The 24,203-nt window shown below is 41.3% G+C and carries 22 protein-coding genes and 2 pseudogenes; 20 read left to right on the top strand and 4 right to left on the bottom strand.

Annotated elements, in window-relative coordinates:
* Positions 1 to 82 precede the first annotated feature (82 nt).
* Positions 83 to 2,662, bottom strand: a complete 2,580-nt coding sequence (locus tag AC50YL_RS05605) for a DUF4268 domain-containing protein (RefSeq protein WP_494830052.1) — start codon at positions 2,660 to 2,662, stop codon at positions 83 to 85.
* A gap of 276 nt (positions 2,663 to 2,938) precedes the next feature.
* On the opposite strand from AC50YL_RS05605, the gene AC50YL_RS05600 reads away from it, so the two are divergent.
* From AC50YL_RS05600 to AC50YL_RS05545, 12 genes and pseudogenes are all read left to right on the top strand, one after another.
* A complete protein-coding gene (locus tag AC50YL_RS05600; protein ID WP_494830051.1) occupies positions 2,939 to 3,130 on the top strand; it encodes a hypothetical protein in 192 nt (63 codons plus the stop codon).
* A gap of 247 nt (positions 3,131 to 3,377) precedes the next feature.
* Positions 3,378 to 4,200, top strand: a pseudogene (locus AC50YL_RS05595) (IS256 family transposase); the annotation flags it as partial.
* Between the two features lie 229 nt (positions 4,201 to 4,429).
* Positions 4,430 to 4,765, top strand: coding sequence for a helix-turn-helix domain-containing protein (locus AC50YL_RS05590; protein WP_494830049.1), 336 nt, complete (start codon positions 4,430 to 4,432; stop codon positions 4,763 to 4,765).
* Between the two features lie 251 nt (positions 4,766 to 5,016).
* Positions 5,017 to 5,247 (top strand): helix-turn-helix domain-containing protein, encoded by a 231-nt coding sequence (locus AC50YL_RS05585; RefSeq protein ID WP_494830047.1) that lies wholly within the window; start codon positions 5,017 to 5,019, stop codon positions 5,245 to 5,247.
* Positions 5,248 to 5,409: 162 nt separating this feature from the next.
* Complete coding sequence (locus AC50YL_RS05580; RefSeq protein WP_494830046.1) at positions 5,410 to 6,552, top strand: hypothetical protein; 1,143 nt, start codon at positions 5,410 to 5,412, stop codon at positions 6,550 to 6,552.
* 257 nt (positions 6,553 to 6,809) lie between these two features.
* Complete coding sequence (locus AC50YL_RS05575; protein WP_494830044.1) at positions 6,810 to 7,091, top strand: hypothetical protein; 282 nt, start codon at positions 6,810 to 6,812, stop codon at positions 7,089 to 7,091.
* 1,019 nt (positions 7,092 to 8,110) lie between these two features.
* Positions 8,111 to 9,106, top strand: coding sequence for a tyrosine-type recombinase/integrase (locus AC50YL_RS05570; protein WP_494830042.1), 996 nt, complete (start codon positions 8,111 to 8,113; stop codon positions 9,104 to 9,106).
* Complete coding sequence (locus AC50YL_RS05565) at positions 9,103 to 9,447, top strand: hypothetical protein (RefSeq protein ID WP_494830040.1); 345 nt, start codon at positions 9,103 to 9,105, stop codon at positions 9,445 to 9,447. Before AC50YL_RS05570 ends, AC50YL_RS05565 begins: the two co-directional genes overlap by 4 nt.
* A gap of 355 nt (positions 9,448 to 9,802) precedes the next feature.
* The gene (locus AC50YL_RS05560; protein WP_494830038.1) at positions 9,803 to 10,210 is read left to right on the top strand and encodes a hypothetical protein; all 408 of its coding nucleotides are present in this window, start codon (positions 9,803 to 9,805) and stop codon (positions 10,208 to 10,210) included.
* Positions 10,211 to 10,940: 730 nt separating this feature from the next.
* Positions 10,941 to 11,924 (top strand): hypothetical protein, encoded by a 984-nt coding sequence (locus AC50YL_RS05555; protein ID WP_494830036.1) that lies wholly within the window; start codon positions 10,941 to 10,943, stop codon positions 11,922 to 11,924.
* A 76-nt stretch (positions 11,925 to 12,000) separates the two neighbouring features.
* Complete coding sequence (locus AC50YL_RS05550) at positions 12,001 to 12,246, top strand: helix-turn-helix domain-containing protein (protein ID WP_494830034.1); 246 nt, start codon at positions 12,001 to 12,003, stop codon at positions 12,244 to 12,246.
* Between the two features lie 27 nt (positions 12,247 to 12,273).
* Positions 12,274 to 13,452 (top strand): site-specific integrase, encoded by a 1,179-nt coding sequence (locus tag AC50YL_RS05545; protein WP_494830032.1) that lies wholly within the window; start codon positions 12,274 to 12,276, stop codon positions 13,450 to 13,452.
* A gap of 210 nt (positions 13,453 to 13,662) precedes the next feature.
* Here the strand turns inward: AC50YL_RS05545 and AC50YL_RS05540 are convergent, their stop codons facing one another.
* Positions 13,663 to 13,800: a helix-turn-helix domain-containing protein gene (locus AC50YL_RS05540; protein WP_494831161.1), complete on the bottom strand. Its 138-nt coding sequence runs from the start codon at positions 13,798 to 13,800 to the stop codon at positions 13,663 to 13,665.
* Positions 13,801 to 13,909: 109 nt separating this feature from the next.
* On the opposite strand from AC50YL_RS05540, the gene AC50YL_RS05535 reads away from it, so the two are divergent.
* The 4 genes and pseudogenes from AC50YL_RS05535 (at position 13,910) to AC50YL_RS05520 (ending at position 15,517) form a co-directional block, all read left to right on the top strand.
* Positions 13,910 to 14,242 carry a nucleoside triphosphate pyrophosphohydrolase gene (locus AC50YL_RS05535; protein WP_494830030.1) on the top strand — a complete coding sequence of 111 codons (333 nt, stop codon included), beginning with the start codon at positions 13,910 to 13,912 and terminating at the stop codon, positions 14,240 to 14,242.
* Positions 14,243 to 14,386: 144 nt separating this feature from the next.
* Positions 14,387 to 14,464: pseudogene (locus tag AC50YL_RS05530) on the top strand (hypothetical protein); the annotation flags it as partial.
* Positions 14,465 to 14,599: 135 nt separating this feature from the next.
* Positions 14,600 to 15,001 (top strand): hypothetical protein, encoded by a 402-nt coding sequence (locus AC50YL_RS05525; RefSeq protein WP_494831223.1) that lies wholly within the window; start codon positions 14,600 to 14,602, stop codon positions 14,999 to 15,001.
* A 69-nt stretch (positions 15,002 to 15,070) separates the two neighbouring features.
* A complete protein-coding gene (locus AC50YL_RS05520) occupies positions 15,071 to 15,517 on the top strand; it encodes a very short patch repair endonuclease (protein WP_494830028.1) in 447 nt (148 codons plus the stop codon).
* Between the two features lie 35 nt (positions 15,518 to 15,552).
* Here the strand turns inward: AC50YL_RS05520 and AC50YL_RS05515 are convergent, their stop codons facing one another.
* Both AC50YL_RS05515 and AC50YL_RS05510 read right to left on the bottom strand, forming a co-directional pair.
* The gene (locus AC50YL_RS05515; protein ID WP_494830026.1) at positions 15,553 to 16,428 is read right to left on the bottom strand and encodes a Cfr10I/Bse634I family restriction endonuclease; all 876 of its coding nucleotides are present in this window, start codon (positions 16,426 to 16,428) and stop codon (positions 15,553 to 15,555) included.
* 272 nt (positions 16,429 to 16,700) lie between these two features.
* Positions 16,701 to 17,819 carry a DNA cytosine methyltransferase gene (locus AC50YL_RS05510; protein ID WP_494830024.1) on the bottom strand — a complete coding sequence of 373 codons (1,119 nt, stop codon included), beginning with the start codon at positions 17,817 to 17,819 and terminating at the stop codon, positions 16,701 to 16,703.
* 229 nt (positions 17,820 to 18,048) lie between these two features.
* On the opposite strand from AC50YL_RS05510, the gene AC50YL_RS05505 reads away from it, so the two are divergent.
* Genes AC50YL_RS05505 through AC50YL_RS05490 form a run of 4 tightly spaced genes read left to right on the top strand, consistent with a single transcriptional unit; the run spans position 18,049 to position 24,141 of the window.
* Complete coding sequence (locus AC50YL_RS05505; RefSeq protein WP_494830022.1) at positions 18,049 to 19,167, top strand: DNA cytosine methyltransferase; 1,119 nt, start codon at positions 18,049 to 18,051, stop codon at positions 19,165 to 19,167.
* Positions 19,164 to 21,701, top strand: a complete 2,538-nt coding sequence (locus AC50YL_RS05500) for an ATP-binding protein (RefSeq protein ID WP_494830020.1) — start codon at positions 19,164 to 19,166, stop codon at positions 21,699 to 21,701. The genes AC50YL_RS05505 and AC50YL_RS05500 overlap by 4 nt, the downstream gene beginning before the upstream one ends.
* The gene (locus tag AC50YL_RS05495) at positions 21,698 to 23,434 is read left to right on the top strand and encodes a DEAD/DEAH box helicase family protein (RefSeq protein WP_494830019.1); all 1,737 of its coding nucleotides are present in this window, start codon (positions 21,698 to 21,700) and stop codon (positions 23,432 to 23,434) included. The genes AC50YL_RS05500 and AC50YL_RS05495 overlap by 4 nt, the downstream gene beginning before the upstream one ends.
* Complete coding sequence (locus tag AC50YL_RS05490) at positions 23,431 to 24,141, top strand: hypothetical protein (protein ID WP_494830018.1); 711 nt, start codon at positions 23,431 to 23,433, stop codon at positions 24,139 to 24,141. The genes AC50YL_RS05495 and AC50YL_RS05490 overlap by 4 nt, the downstream gene beginning before the upstream one ends.
* Positions 24,142 to 24,203: the final 62 nt, after the last annotated feature.

Below are 24,203 nucleotides of genomic sequence, written 5' to 3'. Positions count from 1 at the left end.
CCCCTTTCGCTAATCATTTATCTATTTTATAACCTAAAGCACACAGATAAATCCTGCTAGTTTTTGATCACAGAGGGTTTGATTATTCCCTGGATGAGCCGATATCCAATCTTTCCAACGTCACCTTCAGTTTATCGAACTGAGTAATAAGCCATTGGAAGTGCTGTTGGTATAGCTCTGGATTATGGATATCGGCATCTAAGGAGTGCAGAATCCTTTTTGCCGTACTTTTTTCACGGCTGGTATACCATTCAAGTTTCTCGCCATATGCTTCTTCTATTTCAGCCTTAAATGAATCTAACCTCGCGAAGCTCTCCGGATGATAGACATAAAGGCCGATGCGGAGAATTTTCTTTCGAACAATTTGGAAGAAGATAATGTAGTCTCGGCTTCCGATTGTTACATCATACCAATCATCATAAGAAGGCTTTCGAGATGCGATATCTTCCCCTCGTCCATGTGTCTTGCAATATTCTACAAAGTTGCTCCAAAAATCATAGCGTAGGTAATGGCGATCAGACAGGTCACGTGTAGTATCCGGAAGTGTACGCTGTTTTACGGGCAAGGCTTCCTCAATTGTTAGTTCTTGGACTTCTGCACGTTCATCACCCACAAATTGGACATGGAGCAAATGGGTCTTCTGCTCATCAGTAAATGAGAACCGCCATCTTGACTCCATAAATTTAAGTAACAGCATCCCTCGATCCAATATGTTCTGTGCCGTCCAAGCATCTTCTGAAGCTACTTCGATTTCCGAGTGTGATCCGTTCACGTACCCTCGGCGACCAGAAGACGAAGGATTTTTCTTATCTGGAAAACCGTCATTTTGCAGAGAGGAGTTTATACTCTGAGCAAGCGGAAGCAGGTTGCCCAAGGAAGCAGACAGCAGCTTTATTTCATCGGCGGTGTATTGTCTGAACTGATTACGCCAGTAACTTTTTGTTGGGGTCTGCGGTAGTATATGTTCAATAGTTATCTTCTCTTTTTCAACCTTAGTAAACAAATTCCAATCTACTTTCTGCAGATTGTTTCGGGTTGCCAGTTCATATTCATACTCGTACAGGAAGTAACGAAGTTCGCGCCAGCCGTAGAATCCCTCACCAGAATCGAAACGTCTATCGGTACGTGTGATGAAGCTTGCGATAAGAGCAGCCATATCCTTGTTGAGAGTTGTATTCAAGTCATCAGTAACTGATGTTAGTGTAGTGCTATTCCAAAGAACGTCCCTTGCCTTATTATAATAATCGCTGCTTTTGTAGCTTGCATTAAATCCGCCAAAACGGAATGAGAGGAAAATAAATCTCTCTATTGCTTTAAAAAGCATGATCCGTTCGGTAGGGGATGTCGATGTTGCTGAGGCAAGTGAAGCTACTAGCAGTGGTCGGAAATATCCAATCCCTATACGGTTCAATTTGTCAATCCATACCTTTTCACCATCGGTAAGACTAGTGCTATCACTTGGGAAATAACTGTAGTACCAAAACTCTGCTAGTTTCTTCAAGCTGTTGACATAGTCATTGATCTCCTTTGGTGTGAGCTTGCTGACCAGAATAGATTCTAGTTCGGGCATAACATCTGTTAAGTCATCATCATCATCAGAGGCTTCAAAATCAGTCAAAGGTTCGGATCCTTCAACTTGTGTGGTAATAGTAAACTTCTCAAAGACATTTTTCGCGGAGAACTTGCTCAACAGGAAACGAATATAATCGTCTCCACGTTTCCGTGAATATTGGAAATATGTAATCCAATGTGCTCGGAGGAAGTCGTCGTCAGAAAGCGGCGCGTCTTGGTTACGCCCAAGCTGATAGTACACCTCTTTCCATGCGTCATTAATGTTATTCCGAAGTTGTTCTTTATCCCTTGCATCCAGTTGATCGTTATCGAACAGTGTGGTCAGGTAAATAAGACGGTTTTTTAAAAGTTCCAGATTAGTCAACTTTTTGCCACGGTTGTTCATTGTTTCAAATGCAACGAAAACGTCATAATCATCTTCTATTTCGTGAAGATTGAACATCAGACGCAGTGTGAGTTTCTTGTATAAATGCTCAATGCCGTCAATACCTTCGCTTTCGCATATTGCTCTTAGGTTATTAGCAAAGAACGACTTCGCGTATTTCAAATTCTTCGTATAGAAGGTTTCAAATACCGTTCCGCCGAAAGGTTCCTCAAATACCTTGTATTTTAAGTATTCGGAACTTGGATTATCAGTCTCATAACCGAACAGATATGTTGTCACGATATTCTGGGGTGGTCGCTTCCGAAGGACGTACTTCGCCTTGATGTCCTTCAACGATTCATAACCAAGGAAAATTCCTTCATCTGGCTTGTCCTTGTTTTCTGGAGCATTTTTTACAATAGACACTATTTCGTGCATCAGAATGGAAAACGTGGTGAGACGTTGCTGCCCGTCCACAATATGATACGGCTTATAGCCGATATCTAGTAGCCACTCGTCCTCGTGCCACTGGTGCGTTTCCTTTCGGCTAACCGCCTTAAGTGAGAGTAGCCCAGTGTAGTGATATCTATCATCGTGGAGATTTAGCAGGTCTTCCCAGAAATCTACTAGTTGCTCGTGTTTCCACGCATACCCACGCTGATAATCAGGTATGCGAAACAGCCTGTTTTGAAAAAGCACGGATAAAGATTGAAGTTCATTCGGCATTTTCGAATTCTCCTTAGCGCATATTATGGTCACTGAACGCTGATTTCAAATACATGGCAAGAAGGGCACTATATATCTCTTGGTCAGATAGCATCGCTTGCTTCCAGTACTGAAAGATGGTGATTACATATTTCGACATGGGGAAGACAAAATCCTATTGGATCTGGCTCATCCGTGGAGAGGGGAAGGTTTCCGAAATTTCTTGCCTGATGGGAATACAGTTAGGATAGTCGTGGAAAGCTATCCTTACTTTTACGAAAGGGAGGCGAGCATATTTTGAAGGAAAGAATGAGTGGAGCTGAACAACAAAAATTCATTAAGCAAAACGGTGGTTTGAATTTAATGTTAACGACGGCGTATATGGCAGGGTATGCAGAAGGCTTCAGAGATGGCGAACGAAGCGGTGCTGCTAAAGCTCTTATGTATGTATCGAAATTATTTGAGAATCAACAAAAACGTCATGCGTAGCTAAGCGACCTCACCAAACAGCTTTAGCAATATGTGGCGACGAATTGTGGTTTTGCATAGCCACGCTTCGACTCCACCATGTTAAATCCACAACCGCGTGAGGTTGTGGATTTTGCTTTTCATCGATATGTAGCTTTAGAATAAGCTCTACATGCTCCTTATAGACGATCACCTTGAGTCTGTAAAATACTTTGTGTAAACTCTCAAACCTATTAAAATGAAACACAAAGAGAGGTTGGGAGCACACATGAAGAATAAGCTGGTGATGGCTCAAGACGCTCAAAACGCTCAAAACACATTAATGGATCTGTTTGCCAAGACGCTACAGGAAATGCTGGAGGCGGAAATGGACACGCATCTGGGCCACGAGAAGCATGACGTACAGAACAAGATGACGTCCAATAGCCGTAACGGCAAGAGTAAGTAAAAGGTCACGAGTGAATACGGCGATCAGGAAATCTCCGTGCCGCGAGACCGACTGGGCGAGATTGAGCTCTTTGTCGTGAAGAAGTCCGTCTAACGTGACCGGCATATAGGGCCAGATTATCGCCCTATATGCCAAAGGCGTCAGCACGCGAGAGATCCAGGACCATCTTCAGAATTTATACGGTCTGGAGGTCTCTCCGAACTTCATTTCCAATGTCACCAACTAGATCATCCCATTCATCAAAGAGTGACAAAATCGGCCGCTGCAAGGCGTCTACACCGTTGTCTTTCTGGACGCGATTCATTTCAAGGTCAAGCAGGACGGTCCCATCTTGAACAAGGCTGTCTACATGGTCATCGGCATCGATCTGGACGGAAACAAGGACGTGCTGGGCATGTGGATCGGCGAGAACGAGTCCGCCAAGTTCTGGCTAAGCGTCCTGAATGACCTCAAGAATCGCGGCGTCCAAGACATCCTCAACACCTGTGTGGACAACCTCACCGGCTTCTCTCAGGCGATCTAGGCCTGCTATCCGAAGACAGAGATCCAAAATTACCTCATTCACCAGATTCGCAATTCTACGCGATACGTCTCCTACAAAGACCTGAAGAAAGTCACAGCGGATCTGAAGCTCATCTATCGATAAGCGCCTTTTTAAATAATCACAGGCCATTATATGAACCCGCTTCTCTTGAACTTCTGGACAAATCGGACGGCCTGATTTGATGAATCTTTACGCCCTTTGGCACGAGTGTAGTTTAAATAGAAGTTTGGTTAAAAGTTAATTAATATGGGCATGAATGCTTATTAGAATTAAAGTAAATAGGAAAATCAAGGAGTCTTTGCAGTTAAATAAACTGAGGGGCGAAATCATGAAAAATGATGATCTGTTGCGAGTAAAATTATTAAGACTCTTATTGGAATTAGAAGAGGAGCGGGCTGCTAACCTTTATTTCGATAATCAATATGAAGCAAATTCTTGTGAAAATGAAGAAGAAGAATTTTTTCAACAAAAAGCAAGTAGCCAGGAAAGATCCGTTTTTTCAGTAATCGAACTGTCCAGTTATCTTGGTGTCTCTACTGACTCTATATACACGATGGTGCGCGAGAAGCAGATTCCCCACATGAGGATCCGAAGAAGAATATTGTTTCATAGAAATGCAATTGATTCGTGGATTCAAGAGAGCATAGCGTCACCGCTAACCTGAATAATGAAAGAAGCGAACCCCCTTCGCAGGGCAGTTCGCTTCATAGACGGTGCGTTTCATTCGATACGTAAATTATATTGTAGAATGCTATAGATATCAATTCTTTCTTTCGCAGATCCTGTAGTTAAGATATGAACCTAATAGTTGTGGGTGCACCAAAGCATCATTATTTACATTAATTTACATGTGACTATAGTCGGTGGAGCGATGTTCAAGTCTGAAGAATACTAGTTTCAAGGTGGTGTAAGTCCTTGGAACTGGAATATCTATTTGGAGATCTCCTCAAACAAGCACGATTAAAAGCTGGAATGACACAGGAATCCTTGGCATTCCAAGCAGAGCTAGACCGAACATATATTAGTTTGCTGGAGACGGGAAAGCGTCAGCCTACCTTGACGACTTTGTTTGCATTGAGCAAGGCGTTAGAACTAAGGCCATCTGATATTATTAAGGAAATTGAGAAAAAAGTTGGATACTACTAGCTAGGGAACTGAGATTTTGTCTCGGTTCCTTTTGTTTACTTTACGAATAGATTTTCGTATAGTAATTGTGACTATAGTCTGCATGTAGGTCTTTATGAACTAAAGCTACATACAGACGAAGTGGTAGAATTCGTAAAATAAAATTTGGAGAGGTCGTGACTTATGGAGTCAAACAATCATGGTAAGCTGGACTTTTTTAGCATCTTTGATGAAGCTTTTGACAATGAAAGATTGTTTCGAGTAAACGAGCATATGGAAGTCAGACTAACATGCGGTAAGTTTGATCAATTGGATAAGCAAATTGTATACACCCTGTTAAATGAAAGTAGCAAATGGATAGAAGGAAAAGGATTAACTTGCCGAATTGAGTCTAATTTATTGATGAATAGAGTCGGCATGCATGAGGCAGAGCTGTACCGTAGAATTAGAAAACTATTGAGCTTTGGGCTCAATGTATACACGCAAATCGCTGACGCAGAATATAACTTCTGTGTGATCAAAACTCTTTCAGAGAATGGGAAACGAGTCGCATATGAAGTGACTTTCGATCACCTAGACGTGATGAAGAGAGTGTTTGACGATGACTTTTCGAATCTGCTCACTCGTGGTGTGGACGAGAGTCCAGCAGGAGTACATAAATTGGTTGTCGAAGAGTCAGAACTATTCTTTTTGAGTTACATGGAGGCATTTAATTACGGAGAGAATGAACTGAAACCTCAACGAACTGAATACCAAATCTATCATGTACAGAGCAATGAGCTAGTTTATGCTGCAGAGTATATCAATAATTCTACTAAGATAATGAGAAATATAGATATACAACGTCCTGAGGTCAGCAAGCTTAATTTTATGGACATATTTAATTTGGAGTTCGAGAAGGATAATATATCCATCGGAATCAGTGATGACGTCTTTGTAACGGTTGAGTGTCCGGAATTGACGTTGTCGGACAAAGCCGTTTTTACGACAATCTGGGGTAGCGGTGAGAAAATTGCAGTAGATAATAGTATTTTCAGCACAGTTAGTGAGGAAATGCTGCACGCTGACATTTCAATGACTGAATCTGATTTGGAAGAGTCGCTTAAGCGACTTTCTCATTTATCGATTGAAGTCACATATTCGATTCATGGAGAACGTCGTAAAGGGCGTTACAATATATTTGATGTGGCAGCTTCCAGTGACAGTGATGGGGAATTACAGGCAATTACAATGGGAGTAAATTCATTAATGACTTTGAAGTGGTTGTTCTCTGAGGAATCTCTAGAACCGTTTATGACTAAGGATACTGATGTTCGCATAACTTAATTAGACTATTGATCATTGTTGGCTCATCTGACAACTCCTCTATATCCTCTAGAGGAGATGATTCTTTTTAAGTATTCAACTCCGCCATCCACGGCGACTGCTCCGCATCTCCAATAAATCAAGAGTCCTGAATCGTCAATTCAGGACTGAGGTATCCATTACGGATAGTTAATCTGTGTTTCTTGAAGTGCTCATTACGAGCTTGAATAAAATAAGTGTTAAGCTTGAAATGGAACGCTGTTTTTGGAGGGGAACAGATGACCGGACAGAGGTATCTGGAGCTAAAGAGGCTTCATGCTAACCTGCTTATCCCGTTTTATCGGGGATCGCTAGAGCAACGGCTGGATGTAGAGGAAAAGCTATATCAGCTTAAGGAAAAATACGGCTCGGTTCAAGTTTCTTTATCCCACGAAGAGAAGGAAACACTTATTGAGCTTTCACGAATTATGAATCTCTATTCCAAGTATCGAGAGAGTGGCAGCTTAATGGAGCAATCAGAGATTTACGAGCAATTCAAGGTTGCTCTTAAGTTAAGTTAATTGAGTTAACTCAATTAACTTAACTTATATTCCCGTTTGGTCTAAGGATATTGCAATTTTACAGCATGAAAATGTCCTTAAATAAACTCCTTGCACATTATAAGTGAATGATGTAGATTGAAATCATACTTTTAATCATGTATTGCCTCTGGCCAAGCGGCGTAAGAGGAGTTAATTTGCAAAATTGCTGGAACAATATCTGGAGAAATCCGCATAATTATTGTTAATCCCCTCATTTGAGGTGTGATCATAAGTTTTATTCGATGCTCAAATTGAGCAATTTATCGGAGATGTAAGCCCTTAAAGTAACTATTAATCGGGATAGGTATATCCTGTGATAGGTGCTTCAAGGGCTTTTATTGTTCTCCGGAGGTATTTATGAATGTTGTCGGTGTTATGCCGAGAGGTTACAGTCTATCAGTCGAGGAAACCTTATTGCTGATTGGATTGTCATGACCAACTTCATAAGAGAAGTGGGACGAATCTATTTTCTTGATTCGTCTTTTTGCTGTCTTCTGAGGTAGGGATGCTTGTAATAGCCGAGTATCGTCCGTCGGCTATTACACAGGACAAAGTAACGGGGCGTTATCATATTCGGGTTTCAGCGGGATCCCCAAAAACCGCTATTGCATCACCAGCTCATTATGGGCGACTTGGCTAGCCCGGCCGATAGGGGCATTAGGCAATGGAGCACAAAGCGCAAGATATAGTCGGGGAATGTTGGCTATGTCGATCTTTGCTAAGGGATGGTCGGCAAAGATCTAATCAAATAAGATGTCGCCCGGCTAGTAACTATGGCCATCAGCGAAAGGCTGAAGCGGGCGACACCCCGCACCGGCTCTTGTATGCCACACGAGGATCTCGTGCAAGTGCAAACCCATTGCTTAACGACACAACTCCATATAGACGGTTTTGACTTTGCTTGATTTATAAGGGTTTTTGGATCGAGCCTTGTAAAAGCCACTGTATATGCCAATGGGTGAAGTGTGTCCAAATTTAAAAAAGAAGGGTGATTGGTCATGGCAAGTAGAGGATGGATCAAAGACGATAACGAGCTGGCTGCATTTGCGTATCGAGAAGAGGATATAACGAATAAGGGGGTATACATTAATCTTATGAGGCAGCTTAATAGATTGGCCAAGCATACAAAAGGTGGCCTCGGTATTAGAACGCAACGCCAATACTACAATCATATGGATCAGTTTACCCGCTTCCTGGCGGACGAGTTTGGTCTTCAAAATTTGTCCAATATCCACGGGCGTCATATTGCAGTGTACATTGAGGAGCGTCAGTCGGAGGGATTATCCGCATCGGCGGTTGATTTGGATATCGCAGCGATCCGCTATTTTCATGATCAATATGGGAGTGAAGTTCGTAATCGAATTCCGGACAATGTAAGTTTATGCAAGCGGTACGGGATTACTCTGGATCCGCGCTCGTATGGAAAGGTTAACCGTAGATGGACGGACAATGAGATTGCTGAAATGACGGATTTAGCGATGCGTAAAGGACGTACAGATATTGCTAAAATTATTCAACTTGGTGCAGGACTGGGCTTAAGAATTCATGAGACTACGAGGCTTTCTCGACCTGATGCTTTGATGGCTGTACGTACAGGAATTTTACACGTTAAGGGGAAGAACGGATTAGAGCGAGATGTCCCTCTCCGCGCGGATATGGGTGATCTTTTGAAGGCAGCAGCCTCTATTGTCTCTGGCGACGCTAAACTCTTTGTACCGGAGAGCCATAAGACGCACGAGATTATTCAGTCTGTTCAGGATTTTATTCGTAATCATCGGGATAAAGTGGCGGAACAGAGCGCTAGGTCACATGGGGTGAGGATGACCTTCCATGGATTAAGACATCGCTATGCTTTTGACCGATATCAGGAATTCAGAGGAGCGGGTTTTACTGCTGGTGCAGCACGGTTAATGGTTTCGAAATTGATCGGACATCGTAGGGATGAAATTACTCGAATTTATTTGGGCGAAACAACGGAGGAGGATGCAGAATGATGGGAGATATTGAACAGCTGCAGCACCGGATTGCTGAACTAGAAGGGCAAGTAAGACATCTGCAGGAAAGTGTGGGTAAGTGGAGGCGAAAGGCCCAAGGAGCGGCACCTAGGTTTGAATACGTGTCTGAGAGGCATGAACGTGGAATGCACTATATTTCAATACCAGTAGCAGATGCGCCTTCAGATCTTACTCTACACGAGATTCAGCAGCATGTGCGGGAAAATCTATTACCTCAATATTATCCATACCGGTATTATAACGTGTACACAAGCAAGCGATATGACGGCTGGGTTACAACTTTGGTAAAAGAGGATAATGTTATTGAGATGGAACGATAGGACTTTGCTGAAGGAAGCAAGTATAATTGGGTATGATAGGATAGAGGACTCATCGCAATTATCTCTTTGGGCGTGTTAAAGGAAGGGGTTCAAGAATGATATTTGAAATTAACGCAGAAATGAAAAATAAAATCAATCAGTGGGACTCATGTGAAGCACGCGATGTTTCTGGTGCTAAATTTGCGTACACGTTTATTCCTACAGGGTTGGGTTTAGTAGTTACAGTTCAATGTGACGTCTGCAAAAGAACATTGGATCTAACTGATGATTTCTTACGTTGATACGTAAAAAATTGTGTAGGTGCTGATGATTGAGCATCATAATCGCTCAAGACAATCGAGCGGGAGGTATGAGAATGTTTATTATTGAAGCTCGTAATGGTAAAAGAGCGTGGATATCAGGTATTCTTCAAGATGAAGATGAGGCAAAGGAATACTTTAATTTGATACCAGCTAATCAGAGGGGGTATCAGAGCATTGTATCGGTATGCCTAATAGAGTATCCGTTCTATATAGTTGAGGAGACAACCACCTTTAAATATTTGAATCTAAGTTATGTTGTTGATCTGCTTAGCAATATCAGCAAATTGGACGATGACGATCATCTGTATTTCAACCTATACTTTATTAATCAGGATTATCGTCATTCAGAGCCTGGGGTGGATTATATGGGGAGCTTAAACCACATGCATATCGACAATCAATTCCTAGAGCTTTATCAACGATATGGTAAGGACTTATTGGTAAGGAACAGTATGGCTTGATTGCACTCCACAGAGAAACTGCATAAAAAACATTGCAACATATTTGATATGGCCAGATCAAGCGATGTAGATGGAAATGATCGATATTGTTGAATTAATTAAGTTAAGTTAACACAATTAACTTAACTTAATTGAAGTATCAGTCAATTCGTAATTTAGGAATATCAGAAAGTATCAGAAAAAAGTTATTGAAATTGAGAATATTTTCTGTTACAAATAATATAAACATTCATTTTCAATTGCATCTGTCAGGCGATAAGGTGCGTGCTTAACTAACTATTAGTTGGTCAACTTTTAAAGTTCCTTTTGCAAATGCAAAATTCTCTAAATGAGATTAATCCTGAATTTCTTCACCTCCACGCTGTCGATCGGGCAAATGAATTAAAACTTATACTAACCCGCTGGGTAGAATTATTCCTTTAGTGTGTAACATGGAATAACTCTGGCTTAGCGGGTTATTTTTGTTCATAAAACTATTCAAGCTGAAAAGAAACCTAATAAAGGGTTTTCAGCTTTTTACAAATAATGATTTCCGGCTCCAATAAGCCTAAGGAGCGTTCGGAAGTTTACATTACCGCAGCAGTCGAGCGGGTTAGTGATTGAGTCAATGAGTTCTCTCTATCGGAGAATCAGTGGCTCTTTTTTTTACATCGGAACGGCTGGCCCTCCCGCTCCGAGATCATTGGTAACTAGGGCGTTAGTAAACAAAACTTGCAGGAGGTGCTTACCCATGCTAGGAGCAAAGATTTCATGTGACGTTGAGGAAATCGTTATTCATAAGGATTATTTCAAGTATTATGAGCATCCATCGTTTGAGCAGCTCGAGGTGTATGCTAGGGTACTGAAGGAAAATTCCGCATTACCCATTGTTTGCATTTCAACTGATAAGAAGATTCTGTGCGGTGCTACTACTTGGCTGGTGTACAGACAGATGGGACTTAGTAAAATCGATGTATATGAAGTAGATAAGGAGCGGGAAATTGAAATTCTGCTCATGCATGATCTAGATTACAGCCAGAATTACAAGCGAGACGCGATAAAAGTCGCCTGTCACATTGATGCTTTATGTGCAAGGTACAACATTGCACAGGGACGTAAATCGCGACAGAATGACGTGTTTACAATTGCGGATATCGCTCGCTTGTTTGGGCTATCACCGCGATCTATTCAACGTTGCCGACGGTTAGTTAATCTTCACGAAGGTTTTCACTCATTTTTAAAGAGTAAAAAGATTGGTTTGTTATTGGCAGCCGAGATCAGTAAGCATACTCATGAACAGCAAGTGCTCCTCTTTGAAAGAATAAGCCAGGTTGAAGGTGACCTGTCCAAGATTAAACAAAATGAGCTCTCGGTCATCATACAATCATTTTTAAGCGATTGTCATGATGGTATTGCAGGGCCAGTAGAATCGCAAACGGACGTAGAAAGGCTCTACTCCAATCCAGTCTCAGTAGCAGAGAAGGTTGCGGACAGTATTCTTTCGCCGCAACAAAGTGTTATTACTAAGCAAGAACTGAGTAATAGACAGGTTGTCGACCTTGCGCTAGATACCAAGACATCAACCGAGAAATTGGAGAGCTTGATCCGATCTGATTTTATAGCTGATGTTGGACAACAAAACGTTAAAATGCTTCTCGATAATATCGAGCGCCTTACGACCGTAGGACGTGAGTTAACTAAGCTCATTACTACTCATAGCTTATTCGTCCCTTAAGCAGCGAAAAAAAACATTTTGAAATTTGCTGGTAACGCTTAAGAACAATACTCTATTTATATAGGAGGCATCGTGTATGAACATCGTCACACAATTAGAGCATATCCAGGTATCACAAAATAGTCGGCGTAATGTACTAACTTTTGCTGAAGCATGGGACGAAGTATTCGAAAAAGCTATTTCGAAGGACAAGCTCTACGCAGAGGTTAGAGCGGGGCGCATTCCTCATGCAAAAATTGGCTCAAAAATTCTATTCCGGCGCGACACCTTAGAGGCATGGTTCAAGCAGCAAGAATCTCTGAATGTAACCTATTCCAGTTAACATATATCGAAGGGACGGTATCTCTGAATGGCAAGTGTTCAAAAGCGAGGAGATAACTCATGGCTATTAGTAGTAGAGGCTGGTAACAAGGCTGATGGAACAAGAAATCGGTATACAAGGACCGTAAAAGCCAAAGGTATCCGCGAAGCGCGAAAGCTGCTCGCTGAATTCGAGACAGAAGTTGAAGCGGGTGAGTATATTGCACCTGAAAAAATGCTCTTTTCAGCGTTTGTAGATGAATGGCGTGAAAAACACGCTCGAAAAGAGCTCGGTGTAAAAACCCTTAATATCTATGACCGGTTCTTAAAAAATCGCATTCTGCCGGTGTTTGGACATATTCGTTTAGACAAAATAATGCCGATTCATATTGTTAACTTTCTTTCCAGTGAACAACGGCAGGATGGCAAAGAAGGTCCACTTGCTTCCGGAACATTAGAGTATCTCTATCGCATACTCAAGAATATTTTTTCAAGGGCAACTGAATGGCGCATTATCAAAAATAACCCTGTTGCGGATGTTAAGAAGCCTAAAGTGATACAAAAAGAGATTGATGTGTACGATGAAAATGAGATCAGTATATTATTTGATGCTCTAGAAAAGGAACCATTCCATTGGCAAATTTTAATTTTGCTAGCAATAACAACTGGTCTTCGACGAGGGGAGCTAGTAGGGCTGGAATGGAAACATATTAACTTAGAAACTGGAATTATTGAGGTTAAGCAAAGCATTTCGCTATCAGAGAACGGAGAGCGAATCATTACTGAACCAAAGACCAAAAAGTCTAAAAGAAAAATATCCCTACCGGACTCGATTATTGAGAATTTGAAAGAATACAACTTTTACTCTCGCAAAAAGAGATTAACGTTAGGTGATGCTTGGAAGGGAGGAGATCATTTCTTTATATTCTCAAATTCAGAAGGCAATGCATACTACCCGGAGACGCCTTATCTGTGGTTTCGTAACTTTTTGAAGAAGAATAATCTCCGCTACATCCGTTTTCATGATTTGAGACATACTTCCGCGACATTATTAATAAATCAAGGCGTCCATGCGAAAATCATTTCCGAGAGGCTTGGGCATGCCAGCATCACTACGACAATGAATGTATATGGCCATGCACTTCAGTCGGCCGACCGGGAAGCTGCAAATAAGTTTAATTCTATTGTTCCATTGAAGAAGAGAAAAAACAAAGTAAGGGGATGTTAAGAAGAGAGTTTATTGACGATTTTGATACAATCGACTAATATGGAAATTATTCAAGCTCGTAATGAGCATTTGCTGAATTACAGATATTAAGTCCGTAACGGACAAAGGGGATTCCTTGAAGTAGAGTGAGCTACTTCAAGGAATCCCCTTTATTTTCATAAAAATTGATCTATTTGTTTGAAGGAGAAATCATAAGTCAAGTCAGGTTAACTAAGAACATCCTTGTTTGAGCCAATCTTTTATCGACTCCTGATAAAATAAGTTTCTCCTTCTTATTCTGATATGAGGTATTTGTTTCCCACGGAGCATTGCATAGATACAATCCGTTGAGACACCTTTTACCTTGATAAGTTTAATGAAGTCTACAACTGACTCAGCCTAGACGGATATTGTGAACTCGGTGACATCCATGTGATACAATACTACTAAAAAAATACCCATATAAAGGATGAAACTAATGCCGATTTACAATAAACTCGTTCGTGATCTTATCCCCCGAGTGATCAAAGCAAATGGTAAGGAATGTCGTACACGTATTTTAGATGAGGAAGAGTATGAAAAAGAGCTGGTCATAAAGCTTAAGGAAGAGTCAGAGGAATACTTCTCAGCTCAAGGAACAAAAGAGTCATTAGAAGAACTTGTGGATATGCTTGAGATCATTCGGGCGTTGGCCACCGTACATGGTGCAACATGGGAAGAACTTGAAGCCTTGAGAGAGAAGAAGGCGGAAGCACGTGGCGGTTTCCAAAAGCGGGTGTATTTAATCGATGTCGACGACAACAACGCTTAATGTCAAACTGATTACAGAGCCTGGGGAACAGTAAAGGAATCTACTATTCCATCTGTACCTGTCGGGTGTGAGCTCCATCTGGAGACAGCAGTTATCAATCTGCTCGATGAGTTAAGCCGTAAGAAGCTTCCACATCGCGAGCGTTTGCATCGTTCTTTCCTTGATCTAAAGAATGAGCTCGGACGAATCCCAACATATCTAGAGCTTCACCTTCATGGCAGATCCAATAGCTGGGGATATCGGAACGAATTCGGTTCTTACGTTGGTTTTCTTCAATGGGCCGAATGCTTAACGGAAGAAGAAGAGGAAGTATATTATAAATATGAAGCTTGGACCCGTGATGCCGAGAAGACGGTCATGACCAAGAGCTATAAAATGATTGTTCTCCTCTATATGCTCGAACGAGGACCGGAACATTGGGCTGAGTCTGTTACATCTAAGGAGGTAGCGCCATTCTTTCACGCTTACCTTGTGGAAAAGGAATACCGAAGACGAATCGATTTCTCTGACAAGGACTTAAAACGGCTCTGGGATTATAATGAGGCTGGAGTTAGCCAACTTATTGATCGTATGCCAATGACGAAATGGGGTTCGGCTAAAGGGAGCATGACCCGCTTCGAGGATGGGGTGTTTAGTCTGAAATTTGAGCCTGCCCCAGAGCATTGCTCTATCCTGTACCGCTGGACGAAAGAAATTTGTCTTTATAGGCTGCATCATCATTTTGAGCGCAAAGAGGAAAAGCAGGGACCCCTTCAGTAATGAGGGGGTCTTCATGTATAACATTTTTATTTGTTGGAAACCTAATTTGATGAAGCGGGTGATATTTCAATGGCAGACAAAATAAGTAAAGAACAACGAAGTGCAAATATGAAGGCCATCCGTTCCGTTTCTTTTCTTGAGAGTGAAGTAACAAAGGCTCTTTGGAAGAGAGGGATTAGATTTCGTAAAAATGTTAAAGGCATGCTCGGTAAGCCCGATATTGTCATAAAGAGATATAAAGTTGTTATTTTCATTGATTCTTGCTTTTGGCACCATTGTCCTATTCATGGTACTATGCCCAAAAGTAATACTAAATATTGGGCCGAAAAAATTGCAAACAATGTGGAGCGTGACCGTAAAGTAACAAGGTATTATTATGATACAGACTGGAATATATGCCGTATTTGGGAACATGAGATCAGAGCAGATTTCTGTGCTGTAATAAATAAAATATCCGCTTACATAGATCAATGCAAAACAAACATCAACAAAGTACGTCTGAACAGGGAAAAGTAAAATTATCGTCCAGGTATTAATGGCTTATTTCAGTTTTAGTTCTTTAGAATACTATCAAACATTTTTTCAATGTCTTTGAACGTAAGCAGAGAGAAAAGACCATCAACCGCCCTCTCGGGTAAAGAATCCACATTAACGATCGTATGAGTAGCAGCTGTTTGCAATGCATCATCGTCAGCGCCAGAAATGTGCTCACTAGTTGCTCCATAGTATCTAAACGTTGCATCACGGTTCCAATTTCTCATTTTTAAGTGAGCAAATAAAGATTTAAGGATATTTCCTTCGTGTACAACTTGAAGTCTTCTATCGGGACGAAGAGATGTCTTGACCCCGATTCCTGCTTTCAAACTATCCCAATGACATTTACTCTCAAGCACCTTATACAGTTCGAAGGCTTCTATAATGCTTTGACTATCGAGTTTTGTTATAGGTACATTATGGATATCTTGTATGAGGTCTTTTTGTTCAACTACTAACAAATCTGGGTTCGAAGTTACTAAACGGACTTGGGAATTAAGCAATGATTCTTCGAGTTGATCGAGCATTTTCTCTGTTTTTTCCTCAAATATCCTGCGGAAATTGAATGTGCTTACATTTGGCATTTTTACAATGAGCACATCATCAAGGTTATTTTGGATACGATAGTTCCATGCACATACAGCTATGAAGATTTCAAACCAAGTTCCGCGTGTATTTGAGAATGCTTGTGAATTAGGAACAGCTATTTTTTGTGCAGAGGCTGCATTTTTAGCGTGTTTCTCGAGTTTGTCGAGATTTTCTTCAATGGTCCCAGTTGGAAGAGCTTCTCCAAATACTTCTGTCAAAGTGTGATAAGGTTTAATCCGTGTTTTCTGATTTAATTTAGGACCGTGCAGTTCAACACTATTGCTTTTAAAGTAATCAAATTCCATTATCAGAATCCTCCTAATTTTCATTTATCTTGGGACAAACTAATAAATGCATCTAATACTTAAAACCTGCTCTGTAATCTAGCAGCTTATCAATTTCCAGGTTCCTCACTAACAAGTTTAGTATATCTATACTAGACGCTATTACAAGAAAGCAACACTCTTCCATTATAGTTGAATGGGAAAGTGTGAAAAATGGTCAGGATAATAAAAAACAAGAGCGGTTTGCGATTTTTACGCAAACTGCTCTTGTTGAGGCTGCAGTAGGTCTTGAGTCAGATTGTTATTCGTATCTTTTCTCTTCGTTCCTGAACTGCAAGGTTGTAGTTATCTAGCACTGTTCTAATTTCTTCTGCTAATAAATTTGCCAGTTTATAGGCAACTCCGTTGCTTATCATCTTAAACATCTTATCCAGCGGTATACCTTTCTCGAAATGGTACCAGTCAGGGACAGATTGCAGCCGAAGCGCTTCACGCACCGTTAAGCGACGTGGCAGAGTCGGGTGAAGATGTACCTCATTATTTCCATAGGCTACGGTAGGGCTATATCTGAAACGGTGCAGTCGTTTAAATGACTTTCTCTTAACGTCACCTTCCGGTACAGTGAAAAACCGCTGAGAATAGGGATTGAATGAGACGTGGTTTGGCAACTGCATTAATTCGTTTTCGTCTCCAATAACCGAATGAATTGTAAGTTGATATTGATCAAGTGCTTGAAAATTAGCAATGTAGTCCGCTTCATTAACTTCAGCCCCGATCTCCCATGTATCCGGCCATTCAAATGCTTTCTTAGGATCTTCATAGACTGGAGCTGGCCATTTAAAAGTTTCATAGCCGTGCTGTCTCAACGTTATAGGAATGTATTTCCTAAATCCTACAATAAATACTCTTGAGCGGTCTTGTGGAATTCCAAAACTAAGCGTATTAAGAACTTTAAATTGCACTTCGTAGCCAAGCTCCTCAAATTTCTCAATGAGAGGGTTTAATGCCTGAACCCGATGTTTCTTTGTTTTGTATAAAGCTTCAACGTTTTCAAACAGAAAAAAGTCTGGCTGCAGCTTCTCAATTTTATCTAAGAAGTCCCATACAAGCTTCCCTCTTTCTCCTTCAACTCCTGGGCTATTGGCATTACCAATCGAGTAGTCTTGACATGGGGGACCCCCAATAATACCAACTGCTCCTTTAGGAATGTCTTTGATAGGATCAACTTGAGTAACGTCAGCTGTAATAATTCTATTAGAATGGCCGTAACGCTGCCTCATATTGTAGTTATTCGATTGTGCAAACTCTTTTATTAGTTCGGTTCCCCAAATAATGGAAAAGGCATGTGTCTCGGTAAACCCCAAATCGAGAAAGCCTGCACCTGAAAACAGCGATATAACGGGATAGGTCATTAGTTTAATAAATCTCCTCTGTCTTAGATACTCATTCTATTATCACCGATTATCGAAGGATATTCAATAAACTTTCAATTAAAAACGAATATATGTTCCCAGGGGGATTTTGGGTATAATATGTAGGTAGATGGACTCTTAACTTATTATCTCTGTAGGTCTTGCACGTAAGGTGTGATTATACATAGGAACACGATACTCTCGTGTCGGGATTGAAAGGATGTAATAAATGAACAATTTTCAGAACGATAAAATACCGATACCAATTCTATCTTTTTTTTCTGGTGCAGGCTTTTTGGACATCGGCTTTATGCAAGCAGGGTTTCAGACGATCTGGTCTAATGAATATGAACCGCATTTTATAAAGGGATTTGAATTTGGAATTAGTTCCATGATGGGGCAGCATCATAGAATTGCTAACTGTTCATCTATTATTGGGATAGGTCCTAATCAAATTGCCAGAGAGGCTTTTCATAACACCCAAATTCCTGAAACGTTCGGAATAATAGGAGGGCCTCCATGTCCTGACTTTTCTGTAGGAGGAAGAAATAAGGGGCGAACTGGAGAGAATGGAACCCTCTCTAAGGTATACGTTGATAAAATTATGGATCTTCAACCGACCTTTTTTTTATTTGAAAATGTAAAAGGGCTCTTTAGAACTGCGAAACATCGTGAATTTTTCGATAGTCTGAGAATGCAGTTTTCGGAACATTACTTGACTGATGTACGCATATTGAATGCCCTCGATTTTGGTGTTCCTCAGGACAGGGAACGTGTGTTTATGGTCGGCCTAAAAAAGAAATGGTTAAAAAAGAAACTCGGTGTCCGGATTATTCCGCAAGACTATAGCTGGTTTCAATGGCCTGAGGACAACCGGTTCACAGGTGCGAAACAGCGTTTTGCTTGGCCGCGGGAAACACCGTTTGGAGTCTCTCCGGAGAAACCAGCTGGTATACCGGAAGAGTTAATGGTTGGCCCGATTATATGTAATTTGGAAGAGATCGCTTCTTTACCTAACGGTCTAGAAGGATTAAGGCCGTTAAGCGATAAATATCATGTTATTCATGAAGGCGATGTATCCCGAAAAAGTTTTAAACGGCTTCATCGTTGGCGGTATAGCCCTACTGCGGCCTACGGACATAATGAGGTTCATTTGCATCCGACACAGCCAAGGAGGCTTACGGTCAGGGAAGCTCTAAGAATTCAGAGTGTTCCTGATAACTATGTTTTTCCTCCGGAAATGCCATTAACTTATAAGTTCAAGACAATAGGTAATGGCGTGCCAGTGAAGCTGGCACATGCAATGGCAGTAGCGATAAGGAATATGATAGAGGGGGAACCTAAATGACACAGCCAGAGTTGTTTTTCGATTTTACACCAGATCCAAAAGTGCTGATAGCTTTAACTCACACACCAATGCTTCCTTTAGATGCGTTATGTGAGTTGGTTGATAATGCAATAGATTCATTTCAAGCCGCGAAACTTACGGGTATAAAAATAGACAATCCTTTAATCTCGATTGAATTGCCAAGAAATTCAGATCTCAACAAGAATATAGGCATAGTGCGTATTCGAGATAACGGGCCAGGCATGACTGCTGAGATGGCGGAGAAATCAATTAAGGCAGGTTTCTCGGGTAATAATCCTTACGACAGTCTCGGATTATTTGGTATGGGGTTTAATATTTCTACAGGTAAACTAGGCAGGGTAACCCGGTTGCTGACAGCTCGGAGAGATGAGAGGAAGGCAATAGAGGTTATTATTGATCTGGATAATATTAATCAGTCCAAAAATTATCAGCTCCCTGTCAATATTATTGATAAACCAAGGGAAATCAATCACGGTACTTTTATTGAGATTAGCCAATGGTGGCCTGAGGGAAATGCAAACAGCCAATTTGTTAAACGCCTGATTCAATACGGGCTTCCTAAAGTCCGTTCTGAGATTGGCCGGCGGTATGCCTCTGTTTTATCTAAACGTGAAATTAGGATACTGGTAAATGGGGAGCCGTGTGAAGCATTTGAGCATTGCGTCTGGGATTCTAATAGATATGTAGAACGAAAAGGGCATGGCCAGATTCAGGCAAGATATGATTTTGACTATATTATCGGAGTACAGAGGAGATGCGGCAGCTGTACTGCTCTAGTTCCGGTTGAACTAATTGAATGTCCGGCGTGCAAATCTTCAAGTATCAGAAGTGTTGAAGAGAGGGTAAAAGGCTGGGTTGGTATTCAGAGATTTGATGATAGTACCGAATATGGAGTTGATCTCGTTCGGAATGGACGAGCAATCCGAATAGCTGAAAAGACAGCTTTTTTTGAATTTGTGGACGAATTTAAAAAAACAATTAAGGATTATCCGATTGACGGGCCATATGGAAGGATAGTGGGTGAAGTACATCTCAATCATGTTCCTGTAGATTTCCTCAAGCAGGATTTTCAGCGAAGCAGCCCTGAATGGCAGCGGGCTATCTCGTATTTAAGAGGTGAAAGCTCTTTACAGCCTACTCAGCCGGGTGCGGATCAAAATGAGAGTTATATTTATAAATTGTTTCAAGGTTTCCGCAGGGTTAGAAAACCAGGGAAATCTGACTTGTATATGGGTTATTGGGACAAAGAAGCAAATGAATCAAAGAGGATCTCTAGAGATGTGGAGAAAGAATACTATCAAAAATTCCTTGATAAACTCCCAGGTTATTATGATGATTCTGAGTGGTGGAAGCTGGTGGAGCAAGCTGATTCCCCTCCGCTAGAGGAACTGGTTGAGTGTCCAGGCTGCAGTGCACAAAATCTTAAGGAACATGACTCGTGTGCGGTGTGTGGTTTTGTGTTAATTGGCAAACCATGTATTAACCCTGATTGCAAACATGAAATACCGAAGTCGGCACACTCTTGTCCGGAATGCGGAATGTCGCAGGTACCTAAAGTTGAAGAACCCTGGACATGTCAGGTTTGCGGCGTGAAAAACAGGGCGACAGAAAAAAACTGTACAGCATGCAGTGAAGAAAAAGGGGCTGAAAATACACTTTCAAAAGAGTTTCTTTCGAAAAATGCCAATAAATCAGATGATCTTTCTATACCTGGATGTTCAATTATGCTTGCTGATGGCACATATAGTTCCCCTGTGAATGTAAATGTGTATATAACTCAGCTATCAATTAAGGCTAATCAGCAACAAGAAGTGGTTCCTCTTATTGCTTTTAAAGGAGAAGAAATCGATATATATCTTGATAAGACGCACAAAGTATATAAGTCTTTCCGAATCCGTCCGGAGCAAATGATAGCCGCAGAGGTAGCGCTTTACATCTATGATATGAACCGAAGACTCTCCGGTAAACAATATCAAGGCCAGCATACGCTCTCAAACATTGAGTGGTTGATATTGAACAAAAGATGGTCGGATAAGCTGGAGGATAGTCCTGAAAAAATTAGAGAAGAAATCAGCAAATTCCTTATCCAATTAAAGGAGAAGCTGCCGGAACTCTTAAAGGAAATGGTGGTTGATATATTCAATGAAATGAACGAAGAACAGAAGAAAGCAATGGTAGATAACATGCTTAATCAAAGTGCTGATATCAGCAAGTTAGGTGAAATGAAGGAAAATGGTTTATTTTTGTTATACATTGATGAGGATGGTATAACTGAGATCTTTAAGAAATACCCGCACACGTTCTTTGATGGGGGGATGTGGGACATTCCTTATTCGGTATCTGCAGAATTGTCAGGTGCTATTTTAGAGCAGGCACAGCTAAGGATACGGAGCATTTATCTGAACTGTTTAAGTGATATTGCGAATTATATTAAGTACCGTTCTTCTGAAGTAGGAATAGCTCAAAAAACAAGGTTGTCACTGGACTTTCTACAGCAAAGGATGATAAAGTGAACGCTTTTATCGATGATATCAATCTGAGGGCCGGTACCTGGCAGGCATTTGAAAGAGTAGTGTCGCGTTTATTGGCCCATGAAGGCTTCGAGGGAATCAGACTTGTCGGACAGTCTGGTGACCGTGGGGCCGATGTGCTTGCACACCGGGCCGGCAAACGATGGCTTTTTCAAATGAAGCATTGGAAGAATAAAGTAGGTGTTGAAGTTGCAGATCAGACCCTTGAAGCGATGAGAATATACAGGGCTCAGGTGCCGGTAATTGTAGCTTTAAGCGGCTTTGACGAGAAGCTAAAAGAACACCAAAGAGCGATCATGAGCAGAGGAATCCCGCTTCAGCTTTGGGATTCAAAGGCCCTTGTTAATAAGGCAGACAAACTTCCTGAAATACCGGCGGCTGCCAGAGTTCCAAGAGAATATCAAGAGCAGGCAATCCGCTCAGTGATACGGGCATACAACGAAGGGAATAATAGAGCACTTATCGTGATGGCAACGGGGCTTGGCAAAACCTTCGTTGCATGCGAAACGGTCAAACGAATTAATGCTGTATCCCCAGCGAGAGTGCTGGTGATAGCTCATACAAATGAACTTGTGTATCAAATAGAGAAGGCGTTTTGGCCTTTTTTGTCTAAACATCAGGCAACAGCTGTTTGGAATGGTTATGAGCAGCCTAGTGATGAGCAGCTTGAGAAAAGCAGTGCTGTATTTGCATGTTTAAATACTGTAGCTGATTATGTACAACGGGGGAAAGAATTGCCGCATTTCGATCTGATCATCATAGATGAGTGTCATCATGTGGGAGGGCAAATGTATAACCGTATTTTGCAGGATACCATGGCTGGATTAGAAAACGGACCTTTTCTGCTGGGATTAACTGCAACCCCCTGGCGGCCTGATGATGTTAACCTCTATGATTATTTTGGTGAACCCCTGGTGAGTGTGGACATTGTTACAGGGTTGAGAAATGGATTCTTATCTAATGTTGATTATCGAATGTATACAGACAATATAAATTGGGAGGCGCTAGGAGTACTAGAAGGAAAGAGTCTTTCGCCGCGGCAAATCAACAGGACACTATTTATAACCGAATGGGACGATGCTGTTGTATTTGAATTGAAGCGGGTCTGGCATGAGCAGCATAAACCGCGGGCAATAGTATTTTGTGGAACGATAGATCATGCTGCTACTATGAGGGATAGGATTAATTCACTTGGCTTTTGTAATGCTTCAGCAATATATTCACAAACTGCTACGGGACGTACAATGGATCCGGCAGAACGTAATCGTATACTTTGTGATTTTCAAGATGGAGCCATAGATGTGTTATGTGCCGTTGATATCTTAAATGAAGGTGTTGATGTACCGGATGTCAACATTATCGTCTTCCAGAGAGTAACCCATAGCCGCAGAATATTTATTCAGCAGTTAGGCAGGGGGTTAAGGCTATCGAAAGAAAAGGAGAAGGTAATTGTTCTCGACTTTGTATCTGACATTCGAAGATTTGCCGCAGGTATCGACTTAAAGGACGGGCTTATGGCAGATGGACCTGCTCCAGGTAATCCGGTGAGAATCAGTTTGCCGCATAAAGTTACTTTCAGAAAAGCTGGAGGAGAAGATCCGCAGACTGAGTCGTTTTTAAGGCAATGGATAGAAGATGTCGCAGCCGTTGAGGGAGCGGGCGAGGATACTAGCATACTTAAATTCCCACCGGAAATGCCAGGAGGTCGAAAATGACATTCGATGAAGTCATTAATGATATAGAGAAAATGGTTGGTCTGGAGCTGGAAAGTATTAAGCCAGGCGCGAACATTATCCTGACAGGCGTTGACCAGGAAGCCCAAAGAATAGAGTTGACTACTTCCGTAGGCAAAGAAAAGACTAGGCCATTCAGTGAATTAAAAAAAATATGGGATAAACTATGTTCTTCACCGGCTGCCCACGTAGATAGCGTACTTGGAGGTTCAGGATCAAGCAGGAATCAGCCAGAAACTGTAATGGCTAACTTGCCGTATATAGAGTGGTTTTTTATGGACGGCAAAAAGCATCTTGCTTTGATGAAGGAACCAACGCATGATTATGGGACACTTTATAAAATGGATGAAGTGTCAGCAATCGAGATAAAAGATAAATTATTGAATGCTGAAAATACTGCCTGTGAAGTTGTTATAGTCACAGAGGATATTAAAGTAACAGCTGCTGCTTATGAGAAAGTTACAGGGATGCCCTTAAAGCCGCTTTCTCCGGGGATTTACGAGCAGTATAAGGACAAAGTTAGATTTATTTTTATTTTAAAAAGCCAATTGGATGACCAAGTAAAAGCTGGTACATACACAGTAGTAAATGGAAAGGCCAGTATTAGTAGAGGTCCATCTGTCACTGTAAATGAACGTGAATTTGTATTGTTTAATGAGGGAGGAGTTCAATTTCTAATATCAAACTAACTATGTATATAAAACACCCATCATGTGGGTGTTTTTTTTATTTTCGGAAAAAATTAGGGAGG

The organism is Paenibacillus sp. J22P277 (assembly GCF_059383675.1).
The sequence above is the reverse complement of the archived record's forward strand: the minus strand, read 5'-3'. Positions and strand labels throughout refer to the sequence as shown.

Excerpts from the sequence above, each read along its gene's own strand:
- AC50YL_RS05570 (WP_494830042.1), top strand. The coding sequence starts at position 8,111 with ATGGCAAGTAGAGGATGGATCAAAGACGATAACGAGCTGGCTGCATTT.
- AC50YL_RS05565 (WP_494830040.1), top strand. The coding sequence starts at position 9,103 with ATGATGGGAGATATTGAACAGCTGCAGCACCGGATTGCTGAACTAGAA.
- AC50YL_RS05490 (WP_494830018.1), top strand. The coding sequence starts at position 23,431 with ATGACATTCGATGAAGTCATTAATGATATAGAGAAAATGGTTGGTCTG.
- AC50YL_RS05605 (WP_494830052.1), bottom strand. The coding sequence starts at position 2,662 with ATGCCGAATGAACTTCAATCTTTATCCGTGCTTTTTCAAAACAGGCTG.
- AC50YL_RS05520 (WP_494830028.1), top strand. The coding sequence starts at position 15,071 with ATGGCAGACAAAATAAGTAAAGAACAACGAAGTGCAAATATGAAGGCC.
- AC50YL_RS05555 (WP_494830036.1), top strand. The coding sequence starts at position 10,941 with ATGCTAGGAGCAAAGATTTCATGTGACGTTGAGGAAATCGTTATTCAT.
- AC50YL_RS05500 (WP_494830020.1), top strand. The coding sequence starts at position 19,164 with ATGACACAGCCAGAGTTGTTTTTCGATTTTACACCAGATCCAAAAGTG.
- AC50YL_RS05575 (WP_494830044.1), top strand. The coding sequence starts at position 6,810 with ATGACCGGACAGAGGTATCTGGAGCTAAAGAGGCTTCATGCTAACCTG.
- AC50YL_RS05590 (WP_494830049.1), top strand. The coding sequence starts at position 4,430 with ATGAAAAATGATGATCTGTTGCGAGTAAAATTATTAAGACTCTTATTG.
- AC50YL_RS05545 (WP_494830032.1), top strand. The coding sequence starts at position 12,274 with ATGGCAAGTGTTCAAAAGCGAGGAGATAACTCATGGCTATTAGTAGTA.
- AC50YL_RS05560 (WP_494830038.1), top strand. The coding sequence starts at position 9,803 with ATGTTTATTATTGAAGCTCGTAATGGTAAAAGAGCGTGGATATCAGGT.
- AC50YL_RS05515 (WP_494830026.1), bottom strand. The coding sequence starts at position 16,428 with ATGGAATTTGATTACTTTAAAAGCAATAGTGTTGAACTGCACGGTCCT.
- AC50YL_RS05505 (WP_494830022.1), top strand. The coding sequence starts at position 18,049 with ATGAACAATTTTCAGAACGATAAAATACCGATACCAATTCTATCTTTT.
- AC50YL_RS05580 (WP_494830046.1), top strand. The coding sequence starts at position 5,410 with ATGGAGTCAAACAATCATGGTAAGCTGGACTTTTTTAGCATCTTTGAT.
- AC50YL_RS05535 (WP_494830030.1), top strand. The coding sequence starts at position 13,910 with ATGCCGATTTACAATAAACTCGTTCGTGATCTTATCCCCCGAGTGATC.
- AC50YL_RS05525 (WP_494831223.1), top strand. The coding sequence starts at position 14,600 with ATGACCAAGAGCTATAAAATGATTGTTCTCCTCTATATGCTCGAACGA.
- AC50YL_RS05510 (WP_494830024.1), bottom strand. The coding sequence starts at position 17,819 with ATGACCTATCCCGTTATATCGCTGTTTTCAGGTGCAGGCTTTCTCGAT.
- AC50YL_RS05550 (WP_494830034.1), top strand. The coding sequence starts at position 12,001 with ATGAACATCGTCACACAATTAGAGCATATCCAGGTATCACAAAATAGT.